This is a genomic window from Bacillus sp. JK106 (genome assembly GCF_053663355.1).
In genome coordinates, this window is record NZ_JBSJQC010000002.1 from 567214 (window position 1) to 585688 (window position 18475).

At 43.0% G+C, this 18475-nt stretch carries 4 protein-coding genes; all 4 read left to right on the top strand.

All coding sequences use genetic code 11. From position 1 onward, the window contains the following. Positions 1-11 precede the first annotated feature (11 nt). From ACWJJS_RS08375 to ACWJJS_RS08390, 4 genes are read left to right on the top strand one after another with little or no spacing between them, the layout of a single operon-like run. Complete coding sequence (locus ACWJJS_RS08375) at positions 12-5723, top strand: type I polyketide synthase (protein ID WP_454023480.1); 5712 nt, start codon at positions 12-14, stop codon at positions 5721-5723. Continuing rightward, the gene (locus ACWJJS_RS08380) at positions 5723-13105 is read left to right on the top strand and encodes an SDR family NAD(P)-dependent oxidoreductase (protein WP_454023481.1); all 7383 of its coding nucleotides are present in this window, start codon (positions 5723-5725) and stop codon (positions 13103-13105) included. Before ACWJJS_RS08375 ends, ACWJJS_RS08380 begins: the two co-directional genes overlap by 1 nt. A 50-nt stretch (positions 13106-13155) precedes the next feature. Beyond that, positions 13156-17007: an alpha/beta fold hydrolase gene (locus ACWJJS_RS08385; protein WP_454022299.1), complete on the top strand. Its 3852-nt coding sequence runs from the start codon at positions 13156-13158 to the stop codon at positions 17005-17007. 32 nt (positions 17008-17039) lie between these two features. Then, positions 17040-18131 (top strand): serine hydrolase domain-containing protein, encoded by a 1092-nt coding sequence (locus ACWJJS_RS08390; RefSeq protein WP_176283306.1) that lies wholly within the window; start codon positions 17040-17042, stop codon positions 18129-18131. Positions 18132-18475 lie beyond the last annotated feature (344 nt).

An 18475-nucleotide genomic window follows, 5' to 3' on the forward strand; every position in this document is an offset into this window, starting at 1 on the left:
GAATGAGACAGGTGGCCAGTAATCAAAACTATCAGTTCACATTAACAATTAAACATACGGACTATATTGTCAGGGATCACCGGGTGCATGGCACCCGGATTATACCCGGTGTCACATTTTTAGATATGATATACCGTATGGCGCTGAGCAAAGGTTTGCCTATTGAAGAACTCGAGTGTCAGAATATTTTGTATTTGGAACCTGTAGCAACATCGGATACCTTTGACAGAGAAATCCGCATTCGTTTTCAGGGATTGGAACAGGGATGGGAAATTCAGGCGAAGAGCAGAAAGGTAAAAGATGACCGCATTCTGGATGAAAGCTGGGATGAGAATATGAACTGCAGGCTCATGCAGAAATTCCCGGAAAACATGAGTTCAATTCATATCGATGAAATCAAACATGCCTCCGTCCGTGAAGCCGATATGGAGATATGTTATGACTATTTAAAAAAGGTTGATATAGAGCATTTTGAATTTATGAAGAGTCTGGGGAAGGTTTATGCGTCTGATCATTCTGTACTTGCAGAGTTGTCGCTCAGCCAAATTGCCAAACAATATACCGGCTATTTTCAATTGCATCCCACTTTTCTTGATGCGTCTACCATCATATCGATCCTTTATCAGGCATGTCCCGAATATTTTACACAAGGATCTCCGGCAAGCCGGATGAAAACGTATATTCCCATTCATATTGAATCTTTCCGTATGACGAAGCGCCTGGAAGACAGGTGTTATGTGTACATAGAGAAGCAAGACCAACATCATGATTCAGGGGATGTCATCCAAGTCAGTTACGGTTTGTACGATGCACACGGGGAGATGATCGCTTATTTTACGCGGCTGTCTGTGAAACATATTCGCTCAAAAGATTTAATTGAAAATCTGAAGCAGACTCGTTTAGAAACTGAAGCGGCTTCTCAGCCAAAAGACGGCCTGATCAGAAAAGATTCCATCATAGATCGAAGCGAAAGCATTGAGACACACCTTAAAGAATTAATATCCGGGGTTTCAAATATAGACCTGCGTGACATAAGGACAGACATTGGTTTTTATGAACAAGGCCTGGATTCCGCTTCTTTGCTTGCCATTGTCAAAGAACTTGAAAACAAAACAGGGGAACAGCTGTATCCTACACTCCTGTTTGAGCAGAAAACGATCCGGGAACTCGCCGCGTATATTAAAGAAAATCAAAAAATGTCCAGTTATTTCTTAACGCAAAATCAACCGGCTGAAAAGCCTGACATGAAAGAAAGTAAGAACGAAAATCTTTCCGCTCTTATAACAGAAGGAGACATTCAGCAGCTGATCGCAGACATCAAAGGGACTGCCCCTGAAACACTCTCTGTGGTAAAAGGTTTTTATGAACAAGGCCTGGATTCCGTCACACTTATGCAAGCCGTAAAAGCATTGGAAGAGAAAACAGGCAGGGAACTGTACCCTACTTTATTGTTTGAGTATCCGACAATTCAAAAACTTGCAAATTATTTTGCGGAGAGCGGCGAAAAGACTTCCGTTGACAAAGACCTCCCTCTTCATCATGGAGAGAATCATACGGCTCTGACCTATTTAACGCCGTATTGGAGACAAAAGGCTGCCGCTTGGGACCCGCATTGCGGAAATAAAAAGAAAAGAACATGTCTGCTGTTTCAATATGACAGAGAGCTTTTTCATTTTATGCGGGAAAATGCTGAAAATGGATTCGAAAATACACAGATCATTCTCGTTTTATCAGGGAATCGTTTCTCCTATCACGGAGACGGTGTTTATGAGATAGATCACAGGGAGGAAGCCCACTTTGACAGGCTTGCAGCTGATCTGAAAAAAAGGGGGCAAATGCCCGACACCGTGGTGTACGGGTGGTCGGAAGGATCATTTGCCGGCCCGGAAAAAATAAGTGAACAGCTTTCTAAAGGGGCTTACCCGCTATTCTTTTTCAGCCGGGCATTGATGCGCAGCAAGGCGGAAAAAAAGGTTGTATCGCTTTTCCTTTATCCGGCGGATCATAAAAATGATCAGCCGCTTTACGCTTCAGTCCATGGCGCAGGGCGGTCTATTTTGCTTGAGAATCCGAAACTGGCCCTTAAGACAATCGGGATATCAGTTTCAGACAAGTCATCGTTGCCGGCTCTTACAGCTGAAATCATCAGATGCGAATCAACTGAAGCGCATCCGGGAGAAACCGATCTTTATTATGAAGGAAATGTGCGCTGGGTCCGTGCCTTACGGGAAGCAGAACCGGCTCAAAACTCAAGTTTCTCCTTTAAAGAAAACGGAGTATACATGATTACAGGAGGGGCCGGCGGCTTAGGCCTTATATTTGCAGAACATATCGCAGCGCAAACGAAAGCCAATATTATTTTAGCGGGCCGTTCTGAACTGACGGAAGACAAAAAGAACAAAATCAGCCGAATGAAAGCAGGCGGTTCTTCGGTTCAATATATAAGAGGAGATTTTTCAGATAGCCGCGATGCAGAGCGAATCATAAAAACCATTAAAAGGCAATTCGGAGAAATCAACGGTGTGATACACAGTGCCGGTGTGACGCACGACGCTTTATTGATTCAAAAATCAAAAGATGAAATTCAGGAAGTGATCGCTCCGAAAATAAATGGGACGGTCTTATTGGACAGCTTGCTGCAAACCGAACCTTTGGACTTCTTTGTGATGTTTTCATCAAGCAGCTCGATGTACGGGAATATCGGACAGACGGATTACGCATTGGCCAATAGGTTCATCGATCTTTTCGCTGAGTGGCGTGAAGGAATGAGGCGGAAAAAAGAACGCTCCGGCGTCTCAGTAGCCATCGGCTGGCCCCTATGGGAAGACGGCGGCATGAAAGTGGATAAACAAACTGAAAAATGGATGAAACAAAAAATCGGTATGGTTCCTCTTAGTAAAACCAATGGGATCAAAGCTTTTCAAGATTCACTCTCTCTGAACGCATCACAGCTGATCGTGTTTGAAGGTGACAAAGAAAAATTGGAATCTGCACTTCAAGATACCTTCATAGAGGATGAAAGCCGTGAGATCCAAATAAATGAAACGGCTGATATAAGGCATCAAGACATTGCCATTATCGGATTAAGCGGAAAGTATCCGATGGCTGAAGACTTACCTGAATTTTGGGATAATTTAAAGATCGGAAAAGATTGTATTACAGAAATCCCGCCTGACCGCTGGAATATGGTTGATTTCTTCAGCGAAGACAGAGATATGAAAGGGAAGTCTTACAGCAAGTGGGGAGGTTTTATCAGCGGTGCCGATCAATTTGATCCGCTTTTCTTTCATATTTCCCCACGGGAAGCAGAACTTATGGATCCCCAGGAAAGGCTCTTTTTAGAAACGGCCAAAAATTGTTTTGAAGACTCAGGGTACCCGAGAAACATGCTGGAAAAGATGAAAGTCGGTGTATTTGTCGGTGCCATGTGGGGCCAATATCAACTATTTGAAGGAGAAGAAAACGGAGTGGCTTTCTCGCCGGCTTCCGTCTATTCTTCAATTGCCAATCGGGTGTCTTATTACTTTCATTTAAAAGGTCCGAGTTTGGCTCTGGATACAATGTGCTCTTCATCACTGACCTCTATTCATTACGCATGCCAAAGCATACATTGCGGAGAGAGCGATATGGCATTAGCCGGCGGAGTGAATTTGTCAATACATCCGAATAAATATAAGTTCCTCAGCATGGGACAGTTTCTATCAAGTGACGGCAGATGCCGGAGTTTTGGAAAAGACGGAAGCGGTTATGTTCCCGGTGAGGGAGTCGGAGCTGTATTGTTAAAACCATTGAAAAACGCAATAGAAGATCAAGATCAAATATACGGTGTGATTAAGGGAAGCGCCGTTAACCACGGAGGAAAGACGAGCGGGTATTCCATACCGAATCCGGATGCACAGGCGGAGGTCATTTCAGAAGCGCTTCGTAAAGCTGACATTGATCCGAACACCGTCAATTATATTGAAGCGCATGGAACAGGGACGTCATTAGGCGATCCGATTGAAATTCAAGGACTGAAAGATTCCTATCAATTGAACCATCCTTGCGCCATCGGTTCGGTGAAATCAAATATCGGACATTTAGAATCTGCGGCAGGAATCGCTGCGGTAACGAAAGTGCTTCTCCAAATGAAGAATAAGCAGCTTGTTCCCTCTCTGCATTCCGATATTGTTAATCCGTTTATAGATTTTGATCAGGTTCCTTTTCAAGTGCAGCGGAAAGCGGCTGAATGGAATATTCCGCAAAACAGCCATGCTGTTCATCCTTTAAGAGCCGGGGTAAGCGCTTTTGGGGCAGGAGGGACAAACGCGCATCTTATATTGGAAGCGTATGAGCCGCCAAAAGTTTTTGATCATCAAAGCGGCCGAGTGATCTTTGTTTTATCGGCTCAAGACAAACAACGGCTGATAAAATATGCGAAGGTTATGGCTGATTTTCTATCAGAAAATGAATCGAAGGATAACAATCATAAACTGCGTCTTCAGGATATTGCCTATACACTTCAGACGGGACGCGATCATATGGAAGAACGGCTGGCGATAGTGGCAGATTCCGGGCAGGTCATTGCTGAAGAGCTTTCAGCTTATACCAGGGGTGAAAAAAGCAGCTTAAGCTATACCGGTAATACATTCGAATCAGAAGTTCACAATGAAATGCCTCACGTTTGTTCAGATTACGCCGAAGCAGCATCCAAATGGGTAAACGGAAGAAAGATAGATTGGGAGACTTTTGAGGTGAATCGGAATGCCCGCAGGATTTCTATTCCGGGACAACCGCTGATCAAACAGCGGTATTGGATAGCGGAAAAAGGGGAAGCACTTGTTTCAGCGGATGTGAGTAAGACGGGTCACCCTTTCTTGGGGAGTAACACGTCCGATTTTAATCAGTTCAGTTTCACGAAAAAAATCAGCCGTAATCATCCGTTCGCACTAAGTCTGTCTGAAGGAAACGTGTCCTTTTTCCCTTACGCATCCTTGGCTGAAATGGCTATCGTCAATGCAGCGGCGGCATTTGGACAACCAGTTCAAACATTGACCGATTTATTGTGGACCGAAAGCATGAACGGGATGACTGATATACTGGAACTGATGATTACGCTGACGCCTGAGCGTGACTTTGCGCGGTTTGACATATATGCAAACACAAAAAATGAGAATAAAGTACGTCTTGCCAGGGGAAATGCGCATATGGTTAAGCCTGAAAGCGGTATGCTTCCTGAAGCGCTAGATATTGCTGAAGTCAAATCAGAAATGACTGAACATCCGGCTGAAGCGCCTTTTGTCATAGAATCAGTGAAAAACAGTTACGGAATGCTGTCGCTTCATTCAATGCCGGATGAGCTTTATGCAAAAAGAGAAAATTTTACGATTTCACCTGAAGCGCTTGAGTCCGCGATTCAAGCCAGTGCATTTTTTGTCAGCGGAGAAACCTTCCCGGAATTGATCGGAATGGGAGCGGCGGATGTCTATCAGCCTCTCGCTCAAAATTTTTATGTCTATACTCAAAAAGAGAACCGGCAGAACAGCCGTGATGTAACATGTCATATGACATTTACAGATGGAAACGGAAGCATTCTGGCGGAGTGCAGAGATGTGAGATTCAGATATGGTCATGAAAAAGACACTGTTCAGACGGACGATGAACTCATTCGTCTCCTGCGTCAATTAGAAACCAATGATATTGATCAGAAGGCTGTATTGAAACAATTAATGGGGGAAGAATGATGAACGGAAAACGTGAACAAATCAGCGATATTCTTGATCTGATTCAAACAGGACAAATGTCGGCTGACGAAGGCTATGCCCGTGTGACATCCATTCAGAATCAAAAATCACGGGCATCGAACCATCCGCTTTTATATTACAAGCCGGAATGGACAGAATCGTTCATTCCGAGTAAGAAGAGCGTGTCCTTGACGGGATTGCTCCTGATTTTTGCAGAAAATGAACGGCAAATACAAGAATTGAGCGGTTTGTTTAAGGACTGCACTCTCTTGTTTGTCATCCGCGGAAAAGAATTTGCTGTTTTACATGATGATACGATTTGTATGAACCACGTGAAAAAAGACGATTATCTAAAGCTGTTCCGATACATTCATGATCATTATCAGCCGCCCGAAAAGATTCTTCACTTGTGGTCTGATTCTCAGGCTGACATGAGTAAGGGAGGTATACAGAAACAATTGGAAAACGGATTGTTTTCTCTTCTGTATATTACACAGGCGCTGATTGAACTAAAATGGAAAAAGATACTAAAACTGACGCATGTTTTTCAAACTGAGAATAAAGAACAACTGCCGCTGCATCATGCTCTCGGCGGATTGGTGAAAACCGTTCACCAGGAACACCCCAATTTTCACTATCAGATTATCAATATCACCCTTTCAGAGGGTGCGGGAGCCGCTCTTCCAGCAATAGCTGATATATATCAGAGAGAGTGTGACGAAAAACGGGATATCCATTTTGAAGTGCGCTATGAAAACGGCAGACGTTTTACGAAAAGCTATAATAAAGCCGGCTCATTCGATTTAACCCAGCCGCTGAAACATCATGGGAATTATCTGATTACAGGAGGCCTGGGCGGTCTCGGTTATATACTGGCAAAACATCTGTCGGAAAAATGGAAAGCGAATCTCATATTGACAGGGCGCTCTGATTTAACTGAAGAGCAGAAAAAAAAGATCGAATATTTAAGAAGCTCAGGTTCAACAATTGAATACATCCGATCTGATGTTTCAAAACAAAGTGATGCTGAACGGATGTTTGCTTTTGCAAAAGAGCAGTTCGGCACCTTACATGGAGTATTTCACAGTGCCGGCGTACTCCGTGACTCTTTTATCTTAAGAAAGACAAAAGAAGAAATCGATCAAGTCACAAGTTCGAAAGTTTATGGCACGCTCTGGCTGGCGGAAGAAATCAAAAAAATGAAAGTTGAATTACTTGTCTTGTTTTCATCCACATCGGCAGTCTTCGGATCAGCCGGCCAATGTGACTATGCTTTCGCCAATGCCTTTTTGGATCAGTATGCAGCAGTTATGACCGCAAAAGAGTCTGCCGAAAGGGTGGTGTCAGTCAATTGGCCGCTATGGACTTCCGGCGGGATGAATATTGACGATGAAGGAATATCCTACATGAAACAGGAACTCGGCCTTGACCCGCTAGATGACGGTGACGGAATGCAGGCTCTGGAGAACAGCTTGTGTCAATCATCTGAACAGCTGATCGCCCTGAAAGGTCGAAAAGAAAAGATTGAGGATGTGCTGAAGCGTGCCGGCACAATCAGCTTACATTCAGACCAGCAGGAAGATGCCGATTTGCAAAGCGATGAATTAAGACAAAATATCATCAGTTATCTAAAAAATATAATGTCAGAGGAATTGAAATTACCGGCCTCACTCATAGATGAAAAACAATACCTGGAGAAATACGGCATTGATTCAGTGATGATCATGCGTCTGACCAAAAAGCTGGAGCAAAGTATCGGCAGATTGTCGAAAACATTATTTTTTGAATATCATTCAATATCGCAGTTAGCCGAATATTTCCTGAGTCATCACAGCGAACGAATGATGAAACTGCTGAACCCGGCCGGCAGATCTGAACTTGTTTCATATCAAAAAAAGCAAAAAAGAAAACCAGTGGAAACAAAAGCGCCGGCACGCTCTGAAGGAGAAGATTCAAAAGAGCACATTGCGGCCGATCCCCTTTCTGCTGATATAGCCATTATCGGTGTCAGCGGCAGATACCCGGGTGCGGAAAACATCAGGGAGTTCCAGAATGTGCTGATGAATGGACGGGATTGCGTAAGCGAAATTCCTGATGACCGGAAGGAAATGCTCGAGGGAAGCTGCTATAAGTGGGGAGGTTTTCTGAAAAATCCAGACCGGTTTGATCCTTTATTTTTCCGGATATCACCGAAAGAAGCGGCTTTTCTTGATCCTCAGGAACGTCTCTTTTTAGAGACAGTGTACAATACCATAGAGGATGCGGGTTATAAACCTTCAGATCTGACCCGCAAAAAGGTCGGAGTATTTGCAGGCGTCACATATGGAAGCTATCAATTTTTCGGCGTTGAAGAATCACTTAAAGGAAATGAACTGGCCGTCGGGTCTCCATTTTCTGCAATAGCAAACAGAATATCGTATTTCTTTAATTTTAAGGGGCCGAGTATGGCGGTGGATACAATGTGTTCATCCTCTCTTAACGCCATTCACTTAGCCTGTGAAAGTATACGGAGAGGGGAAAGCACACTTGCTGTTGCGGGCGGGGTCAATCTTACACTTCATCCGAATAAATATACATTATTAAATCAAAGCCGCTTCTTTGCAAGTGATGGCCGATGCCGTACATTCGGCGAGGGCGGTGACGGTTATGTACCGGGAGAAGGAGTGGGCTCCGTACTTTTAAAGCCGGCGGCGGAAGCGGTAAGGGACGGAGATCATATTTATGCGCTGATTAAAGCGACAGCGGTCAATCACGGAGGGAGAACAAACGGTTTTACGGTTCCTAATCCAAATGGTCAGTCTGAACTGATACAGGACGCGCTTCAGAAAGCTTGTATTGACCCTCGTACAATTAGTTATATTGAAGCTCACGGAACGGGAACCGCACTGGGAGACCCGATTGAGATCACCGGATTAACAAAAGCGTTTCGGGAATTTACGGAGCACACTCAATATTGTTCAATCGGTTCTGTCAAATCAAATATCGGCCATCTTGAGGCCGCAGCGGGAATTGCCGGTTTGACAAAGGTTCTTTTGCAAATGAAATTGAAAAAACTGTTTCCTTCCATACATGCGGAGACGTTGAATCCAAATATTGATTTTAAAGCATCTCCCTTTTATGTACAGCGGTCATTGCAAGACTGGAAGAAACCGAAACTGCAGGAAAACGGAAAAACAGTAACTGTTCCGAGAAGAGCGGGAATCAGCTCATTCGGAGCAGGAGGAACGAATGTTCATATCATTATAGAAGAATATGAAGAAACAAACGTCTCAACAGAACATGTTGAGAACGAACCGCATATTGTCCTGTTATCTGCTAAAGACAATGAACGTCTTCTTGAGTATGCCGAAAACATGAAAGATTTTATTCAGCGTTCACTAAGTCCTGAAGTAAAGGATAAACAGCCTGATATGAAAGAAAAGGTGAATGAAGTACTCAAACCGTTTGTTTCGGAATTGCTTCATATCCATCCGGAAGAAATTAATATTTCTGATCACCTGAGTGAATTTGGCGTAGGGCCTTTGGAATTAAGCCGGATGGCGGATTTTATTAACGAAATGTTTCATATTGAACTCACGATGTATGAATTAACGGATTGCCCCTCTATTCAAGCGGTTACTGAATACTTACTGAAGGAATATGCCGGAGCGATAAGAAACATGTTCCCGAATGAAGTGATGGAAGGCGGCCAATCGGAAAGCGTCGTTTTACGGGATCTGGCATACACTACACAATCGGGCAGAGAAGCGATGGAGGCCAGAGCGGCGATTACCGGTACCTCTCTTAAAGAAATGAAAGATAAATTATCTGAGTTTTGCCGCGGGGACAAGCAAGTTCCAGGCGTATATGTTAATCAGCAATCAGATGCATTTGCTGAAAAAATGAAGGCGTTAACGGAAGGCAGAGCAGGTGAATTGTTTGTAAAAACCATTATTGAGAACGGTGAAGCGGAAAAGCTGGCTCAATTATGGGTTTGGGGGGCGGATATCGACTGGAAATCCGTTCATCAACATTTACAGCAGCCGGGTAAACGGATCTCAATTCCGACTTATCCGTTTGCAAAAGAACGTTATTGGGTTCCGTTCAGGACTGAGAGGGCAGAGATCCCTCAGCATTCTTTTCAACATCACTTGCAAAAAAAATGGAGGGAGAATCCGTTTGTAAATCCTTCCGAAACAAAAGAGTACGGACTGACAGTTGTATTTGTGAATCAAGACACAGAATCAATTGCCCGCACCATTTGTTCAGATATAGATCAGGAGAATCTGATTGTCATAAAACATCACTCTTCATTTATAAAACACTCTGATCAAATGTTTGAGTGTTCTTTATTAGATGAAAACCACGCATACGACGTTATCTGTGAGATCTTCTCGGGCGGTGAGCGGCAGGTCGAAAATATATTTGATTTCTCAGATATCGGAAACCAGAGTGACAATCAGAACGGCATCCCATATGGTAAATTCTTATTTATACAAGAAATAATTAAGCGGAGTAAAAAGGAAACACCATTATCCATTCTACAACTAACCAATGGCTTGCAGGTATTTAAAGCGGAAAAACCAAAACTGACGGGTGCAGAATCAGCGGCTTTTCTGAAAGCCCTTTCTGCGGAATACGGCTTTGTTCATGTGAAAACAATAGATATAGACAGCATGAAAGAAACGCATGAGCTGAAACAAATCTTTGAGATTGAGAGGGCGCAATGTACCGGAGAGAATGAAGTATGCTACCGCAGCGGCGTCAGATATGTTCCGTATTTTGAAGAAGAAAGAATCCATACCGGCGGCGGGCCTGTTTCATTTCCTGCGGATAAAGCCATCGTCATTACCGGCGGGACAGGGGGCATTGGCAGAGCAATAGCTGAAGATTTGGTGAAACGGGGAGTGAAAAAACTCGTGCTGACGGGTACGCGTCCATTACCTTTGCGAAGTGAATGGGATCATTTGCTGAAAGAAGGCAGACAGGACGAAAAGACAGTCAGCAATATAAAACTGTTTCAAAGTTTTGAAGAGAAAGGTGTCGACTATCTGTATTACAGCGGTTCTCTCACAAATGAAGAGAAGCTTCGTTCATTCTTTCACCAAGTAAGCCTTGAATTTAAAGATATTAGCGGTGTCATACACTGTGCCGGACTGCACAGCGGCGGAAATCCGGCCTTTATTCATAAAAGAATGAGTGAATTTAAGACGGTGTACGGGCCGAAAGTCACTGGACTTCAGAATTTGGAGCGGATTTTTAATAATAGGCCGCTGGATTTCTTTATTCTGTTTTCATCAATTGCAGCACAGTCACCCAAACTGTCGAAAGGAATGACTGATTACGCGTCTGCAAATGCATATATGGACTATTTCGCGGCTTATCATTTTCAAAAGGGGAGAACGTATTTTACGTCCATCAATTGGCCGAGCTGGAAAGAAGTCGGAATGGGTACTGTGACGAGTCCTTTATATGATGAATTGGGATTGGACTCTCTATCCACGCGGGAAGGACTGGCGATTTTGTATCATGCACTGGAGAAAAAATCGGCCAATATCATTCCTATCGTGAAAAAAGGAACAGTGTTTCATGCAGGCAGTCTCCTGAACATCAATAAAACCGGCAAGACTTCATTTCCGGCCCGAAGACAGGAGAATCCCGGCACTTTTGATCATTCAGAAGGGCTTGTCAGTGAACTTTCTGCCGTATTTGCCGAGGAATTGAGCATCCCCCTTGAAAAGCTTAACCCAAATACGGATTTTCAGGAATACGGTGTGGATTCTATACTTCTTGTCAGCATTATACATCGTATAGAAGCAATGATTCAGAAAAAAATCGACCCTACTGTGCTTCTTGAACACAACACGATTCATGGTCTTGCGGAATATATCGGTAAGACGGCGCCGCCGTTGAAAAAACAAATCGAACAGACTGATTCTCAAAGCAGCAATCAGCATGATATGCAGTCTGTGACGAGCCGAGATACAGAACCGCAGACGCCTTCCTCTGCAAAGATAGCTGTTATCGGAATCGGATGTAAGTTTCCGGGCGCGGCTGATAAAGAGGAATTTTGGGACAATCTGAGAAAAGGGAAGAATCATATTAAAGAAGTACCTGATTCCCGGTGGAATATAGAAGAAAATTACTCTCCGGTGCAGCAAAAGGGAAAAAGCATCAGCAAATGGGGAGGATTTATTAATGGAATCGGCAGCTTCGATCCGGAGTATTTCCGTATGGAAGAGGAGAAAGCCATCCAAACGGACCCGCTGATAAGACATTTCTTAGAAACGAGTGTACAGACTGTACGGGATGCCGGTTATAAAGAAACAGAATTATCGGGAAAAAAAGTCGGCGTATTTGTCGGTTCCAGAATGGGCGGATACGGTCACAAACTGCCGAAAGAAAGCAGCAGCCACATCGTCGGGCTTAGTCAAAACTTTATTGCTTCACATGTGTCGCATTTCTTTAATTTTCACGGTCCAAGCATGGTGTCTGATACCGCTTGTTCTTCTTCATTAGTCAGCATTCATTTAGCCTGCCAAAGCATAAAAAACGGTGATTCAGAAATGGCGCTGGCAGGAGGGGCGGATCTGCTTTTGGATGAAATTCCTTACCTGATGTTAACAGAAGGAGGAGCTCTTTCGCCGGACGGTCAGTGTTTTACTTTTGATGAAAGGGCAAACGGCTTTGTACCCGGAGAGGGTTTTGGCGCTGTTCTGTTAAAACCGCTGGAGAAAGCAAAAGCTGACGGAGATCGGATATACGGTATCATTGAAGCATCAGCTATTAATAACGACGGTGCGACAATGGGAATTACGACTCCGAATCCTAAGCTTCAAGAGCAGGTTATTCAAGATGCATTTGAAAAAGCCGATATCACTCCCGGATCAGTCAGCTACGTCGAAACTCACGGCACAGGCACGATGATTGGAGATCCGATTGAGCTTCAGGCTCTGACAAAAGTATTCCGAAGAGACACAAACAAAACGCAATTTTGCGGAGTAGGAAGTGTAAAAACCAATATCGGACACTTATTAAGCGCCGCCGGAGCGGCAAGTTTCATTAAAGTGATTTTATCAATATGGCATAAGGAAATTCCGCCTACATTGAATTGTGAAACGCCAAATCCCCGCTTTGAATTTGAAAAGTCGCCTTTTTATCCGAATACAGAACTGAGAAGCTGGAAGGATGGAAAACGGAGGGCGGGCATCAGCGCTTTCGGTTTTGGCGGAACAAACGCCCACCTTTTGGTAAGCGGCCTGGATGATTCATATCATTCCGTCAGAACTCCGCTGCCGCCTGCCGAGTTTGTCAGAAAAGAGTACTGGCCGGATTCAAATCGGAAAAAACAAATCAAACAGAATAAAAAACGGCTTCTTGAAATTATTGATGAAACAGAGTAGCACCTGCTCTGTTTCTTTACTTTGTAAAAGAAGAAAGGTTGTCGAGTTGCATGAGGTTCAGCGTATTAGTCAAACATGACGATTATATTGTTTCAGACCATGTCCTTCATCAAGTGCGTACGATACCCGGCGTAACGTATCTGGATTTAATAACACGATTTTTAGCTGATAAAGGGATATCACCCCGAAGTTTTGAAATCAAACATGTTTTATTCCGTGAACCTGTTGCCACGTCAGTCCATTTTGATAAAAAAGTCACCTTCCAGTTTACGGAACAAGAAAACGGCTGGCTTGTTGAAACAACAAGCAGGAAATGGGTCGCTGAAAAGGCGGAAGGTGAAGCGTCAGTCAACTTGCAGGCGGAAATCATAAGAAAAAATGCGATAAACGAAAAGACAATTTCAATCGAAGCATTAAAGAAAGGGGCCGTCCGGACTTCGGAGGCTGAAGCCGCCTATCGTAATTTGCGCAGGGGCGGCCTGATTCATAAAGATTTTATGAAATTGGAAGGTACGGTATATGAAGGTGAAAATTATATTCTGGGAGAGGTCAGTTTAAGCGGACTTTCAAAAGAATATACAAATGACTTTTACATGCATCCCGCATTTTTGGATGGGTCTCTCAGCCTGTTGGGAATCCTTACATCAGACTTGCCGGATGAAGGAACAAATGCGTTTATCCCTATATATATTGAGACATTCCGGGCACTGCATAAAACAACCGGATCTTGTTTTGTGTATATTAATAAAAACAGTATAACGCAGCCGCCTTCTAAAGACATTTTATATGCGGACATAGAAGTATACAGGCCTGATGGAGAGCTTGCTTTTTATTATGAACGATTCGGTGTGAAAAGAGTCAGAAATGAAAAATCAATACAAAGGCTGGAGCATTCCCATAAAGCTAAAGAGGTCGGCAGCGTAACGAACAATAAAGAAATGATCAGAAATAATTTGATCCAAGAGATAGCCGGCATGATTGAAAAGCCTGCTGAAACGGTGAAGAATGATATTTCCTTTTACGAGATGGGCTTGGATTCTAAACAGTTATTAGACTTATCCAAAAAATTAGAACTGATGTTAGGTTCAAAGCTGTACCCGACTTTATTATTTGATTACTCCACAATCGGTGAATTGACGGAATATCTGCAGGAGAAATACGGAGCTCGCGTTACAGACTCTATCTCTGATACAGTTCAGCACCAAGACAGTCAAAAAACATTAACAGATGAGCTGTCATCCATTATTGGAGATGTTACAAACACGCCGCCAAATAAAGCGGACAAACATCAATCTTTTTACGAACTGGGTCTTGACTCAAAACAGCTGCTGCATATATCGAAAATGCTCGAGGAAAGATTGGATACACAATTGTATCCGACATTGCTTTTTGATTATAACAATATTCATGATTTAGCGGCTTATTTAGAAGAAAAATATGATGTGCGTAATACGCCGGCCGCAGCTGTTAAAGAAAAAACGCAAACGAAAGAGCCGTCTGAAAAGCCGATGCTTGAATCTTTGTATTTACAAAAAGAATGGATTGAATCGCCATTAAAGTCCGGAGAAGTGCCTAAGGAAAATACATTGATTTTCGATTTTGACAGTTCATTGAGTGATGAAATCCGAAAGTACATCGGCAGTGAAAATGTTATTTATGCGGAAGCCGCCGCTGAATATGAAATGGTAAATGAAAAGCATTATAAATTTAATCCGGAGCAGTCTGCTCATTACACCAGACTGTTAGATGATATGAAAAAGTCCGGAGCGTTTCCGGCGTCAATCATTCATTACCTGTCAAAAAAAGCTTATACTGAGGCAGCGTTAGATTTGACTCACAGCTTTTATTCAATCCTTTATTTAAGCAAAGCGTTGATCCGTCAAAAAATAAAAGATAACATCAACATTTTGTACGTACATGACAAGGATCAATATACAAATCCGGTTTACTCCGCGATTGGAGGCTTTTTTAAAACGCTGAATGCGGAGCAGCCGAATATAAAGTGTAAAACGGTTGAGATTTCTTCAAGACAGACCATTGAAAAAGCACCTTTGCTTCTCAATGAATTAAGCGCCGGACATCATGAGGCTGTGAAATATGACGGCGATCAAAAAAGGCGGGTGACAGCATACAAAGATGCTTCGCTGCAATCAGGGCAAAAGGCCGCAAAGTTTGTAAAAAACGGAGTGTATCTCATCATCGGAGGGTTAAGCGGCATCGGCTGGATTATTTCAGCGTTTATTTATGCAAATCACGGAGCCAGCGTTATCATTGCCGGACGATCGAAAATGACAGCAGAAATGGAAGAAAAATTAGACAGCATCCGATATGACGGGGCAAGCATTTCTTACATCCAGGCTGACATGTCAGATAAACAGCAGGTCATCAATTTAGCGGAAAAAATTCATGCTGATTATTCCGAAATCAACGGGGTCATTTACAGTGCAGGCGTGTTGAAAGACTCTTTCATTATGAATAAAACAGACGCAGAAGCTCAGGCGGTGCTGCAATCAAAGGTCAATGGTGTGATTCATTTGGATGAAGCGCTCAGAAATATGCCTTTAGACTTTTTTGTTTTGTTTTCTTCCATCTCATCAGAAATCGGAAGTCTGGGTCAAGCCGATTATGCCTACGCCAATCGTTTTCTGGAGCATTTTGCCGAGTGGAGGGAATGTATGAGAAAGGAAGGGGGGAGATCAGGAAAAACCATCGCTGTAAATTGGCCTTTCTGGAAGGACGGAGGCATGTCAGTTGATCCCGGCATTCAAGACATTATGAAAACGGAGTACGGACTTCACCCATTAGAAAATAATGCCGGAATCAAAGCTTTTGAACACTCGCTTCTCGGCCAAGGCCACCAGCTGATCGTGTTATACGGAGAAAAAGAAAAAATACAAAATGATTTCAATCCGTTATCCGCCCGTTCAGCACCGCCTCTAGTAAGAGATTCAGCGATTGCAGCCGATTTTGATGCTTCGTCAATCGTTACGGAAGAAGCTGAAAGTCCATTCCGAATACTCGGCACAGCTTCCAATCGTCATCTCGACGATTATTTGCATTATTGGAGCAGACTGAAGAAAGGAGCCCTTCAGCACGATCAAAGCGATGCCGCAAAAAAACTCATCGCTTTTTACCAGACAGAAGAAACGGAAACGGTTCATTTTCTGGCAAACACAGAAAATGCCCGGCATATGGAAATATTGATGAGCGGTAAGGGTGAAACAATTTTACTGATTTGCGGTTTTGCTACCACTGCTTACATGTGGAAAGAACAAATGAAGGAGTGGGCAGACCAATTTAATGTAATTGTCATCCACACACCGGGTTACGGGCTGAGTGAGGGGAGCGCCGATTTTACATTGAGCGGGCTGGCTCAGACTTTTATCGAAGTGCTGAACGAGATAGGGGTTGCTTGGCCGATCCACATTGCGGCAGCTTCTTGGGGAGGCATGATAGGGCAGAGGATAGCCTATGAATACCCTGAAAAAGTAAAAACACTCATTCTTTCCGGAAGTTACACCGAATACGAAGAAGACCCTGAAAGCAGTGTTGAGGAAAAACTGAAAAATGATTTTATAGCTATAGGAAAATCGCATGAATATGAAAGTTTATACAGGAATCAATTCTTAAATGCTTCTATTGAACGTTTTATGAAGATACATCAACAAGAAGGCTATTCTACGATCTGCTTTTTAAAAGACATTCATACAAGAACGCTTATCCTTACGGGTGAGAAGGAAAGCGTAGTTGATCAGAAAGAAACAAAAAGGCTGAAGAAACTGCTGAGCAATGCAGAATTAAAGAAAATTAAGGGAGCGGGGCATCTTCCGAACATCACACACCCGGAAGAATTTAATAAAGCGGTGTCAGAATTCATCAAGAAATCAGTAAGTAAGGGATGAAAACGATACATACAGTACAGGGGGAGAAAACAATGAAACAAACAATAAGCAATCCGGCATTTGATATGAAACAAATTAACGCTCTTAACAGCCATTATCAGACGATGATAGACAATGGAGATCTGCAATGTGCGAGTTATATGATGTCAAGAGGAGGCGAGGTTTTTGCAGCTGAGTCGTTAGGGGAATTTACCGGCGGACAAAAAGAAAAGCAAACATTTCAGCTTGATACAATCAGAGAAATCGGTTCTTTGACAAAAGTGTTTACCGCTGTAGCCGTCATGCAGCTCGTCGAAAAAGGTCTGCTCGATCTGAAAATGCCGGTCAAGCTCATTTTGCCTGCGTTTGATAAACCGGGTTTCGGAGACATTAAAATTTTACACCTTTTGACTCATACGGCGGGATTAAGTTTTGAGCTGGATATTCAAAAGGCTGAAGCGATTGACTTAACGAATGAGGAAGAATGGATAAACTATCTGATCAGTACGCCTTTAGAGTACGGAGTGGATGAAGCATGGAACTATTCCAGAACCGGCTTTGTTATACTTGGCATCATTATTTCAAAAGTAACAGGCGTATCCTACGAACAGTATGTGACAAAGCATATTATTGAAGCGCTCGGATTAGAAAGAACGTTTTTTTATGTGCCTGATGCGTTAAAAGAAGAAGTTTGTGTGATCAATGAACACGAGTGCGTACAGCTGGAAAAAAGTCATCACCCGTATTTTCCGAATAAAGCGACAAGCGGTCTGTACTCTTCGCTGGAAGATATTTGGAAGTTAGCTGAAATGTTTAGAAATAAAGGCAGATTGAAAGATAAGAAGCTGCTTGGAAGAAAAACAGTCGAGGCCATGCTGAGAAATCAAATAAAGCCCGGTCTTCCTTTTTACTTCTTCGGAGCGCCCAGAGAGGAAGGCGGCTTTGGTTTAGGCATTAATTTGTGGCCGGCCGGTGACCATTATTTCATGACAGAAGGCACCTTCTCACATCTTGGAATGGGTTGGTGCGGCATGTTTTCTGATCCAGCCGAAGATTTTACGTATGTATTTTTCACTCCGATTTCCGAGTTTCATCCTCATGCCGTGCTGACGCCGCTGAATATCGTGTGGGCGGGTATTGAATAATTAGACAAAAGCATCGTCCCGTCTGTCCGGCAGGCGGGACGATTGCTAACTGCCCGTTTTTATCCCGCGGCATCTTCTCAAAGCCCGCCCTCGAAGTTAAATAACTTAATTTACTCTTTGTAATTTTTTTTAATTATAGTACAGTAGAGCCTTTTTATAATACAGTTTAAAGTCTTTTATAGTACAGTTTGGCGCAGTATGATCTTAAGTTTTATAAGCGGTTTCAAAATAAGGTTATAAATAATTGACGGCTTTGTTTAATTACTGTAAACTATGGTTGTTGATCATATTGTACTAATAAAAAATCTTTTTTTATTAGTACAGTTTAAACGTCATTATCTTTG

Coding starts and splice junctions, on each gene's coding strand:
- ACWJJS_RS08380 (WP_454023481.1), top strand. CDS start 5,723: ATGAACGGAAAACGTGAACAAATCAGCGATATTCTTGATCTGATTCAA.
- ACWJJS_RS08385 (WP_454022299.1), top strand. CDS start 13,156: ATGAGGTTCAGCGTATTAGTCAAACATGACGATTATATTGTTTCAGAC.
- ACWJJS_RS08390 (WP_176283306.1), top strand. CDS start 17,040: ATGAAACAAACAATAAGCAATCCGGCATTTGATATGAAACAAATTAAC.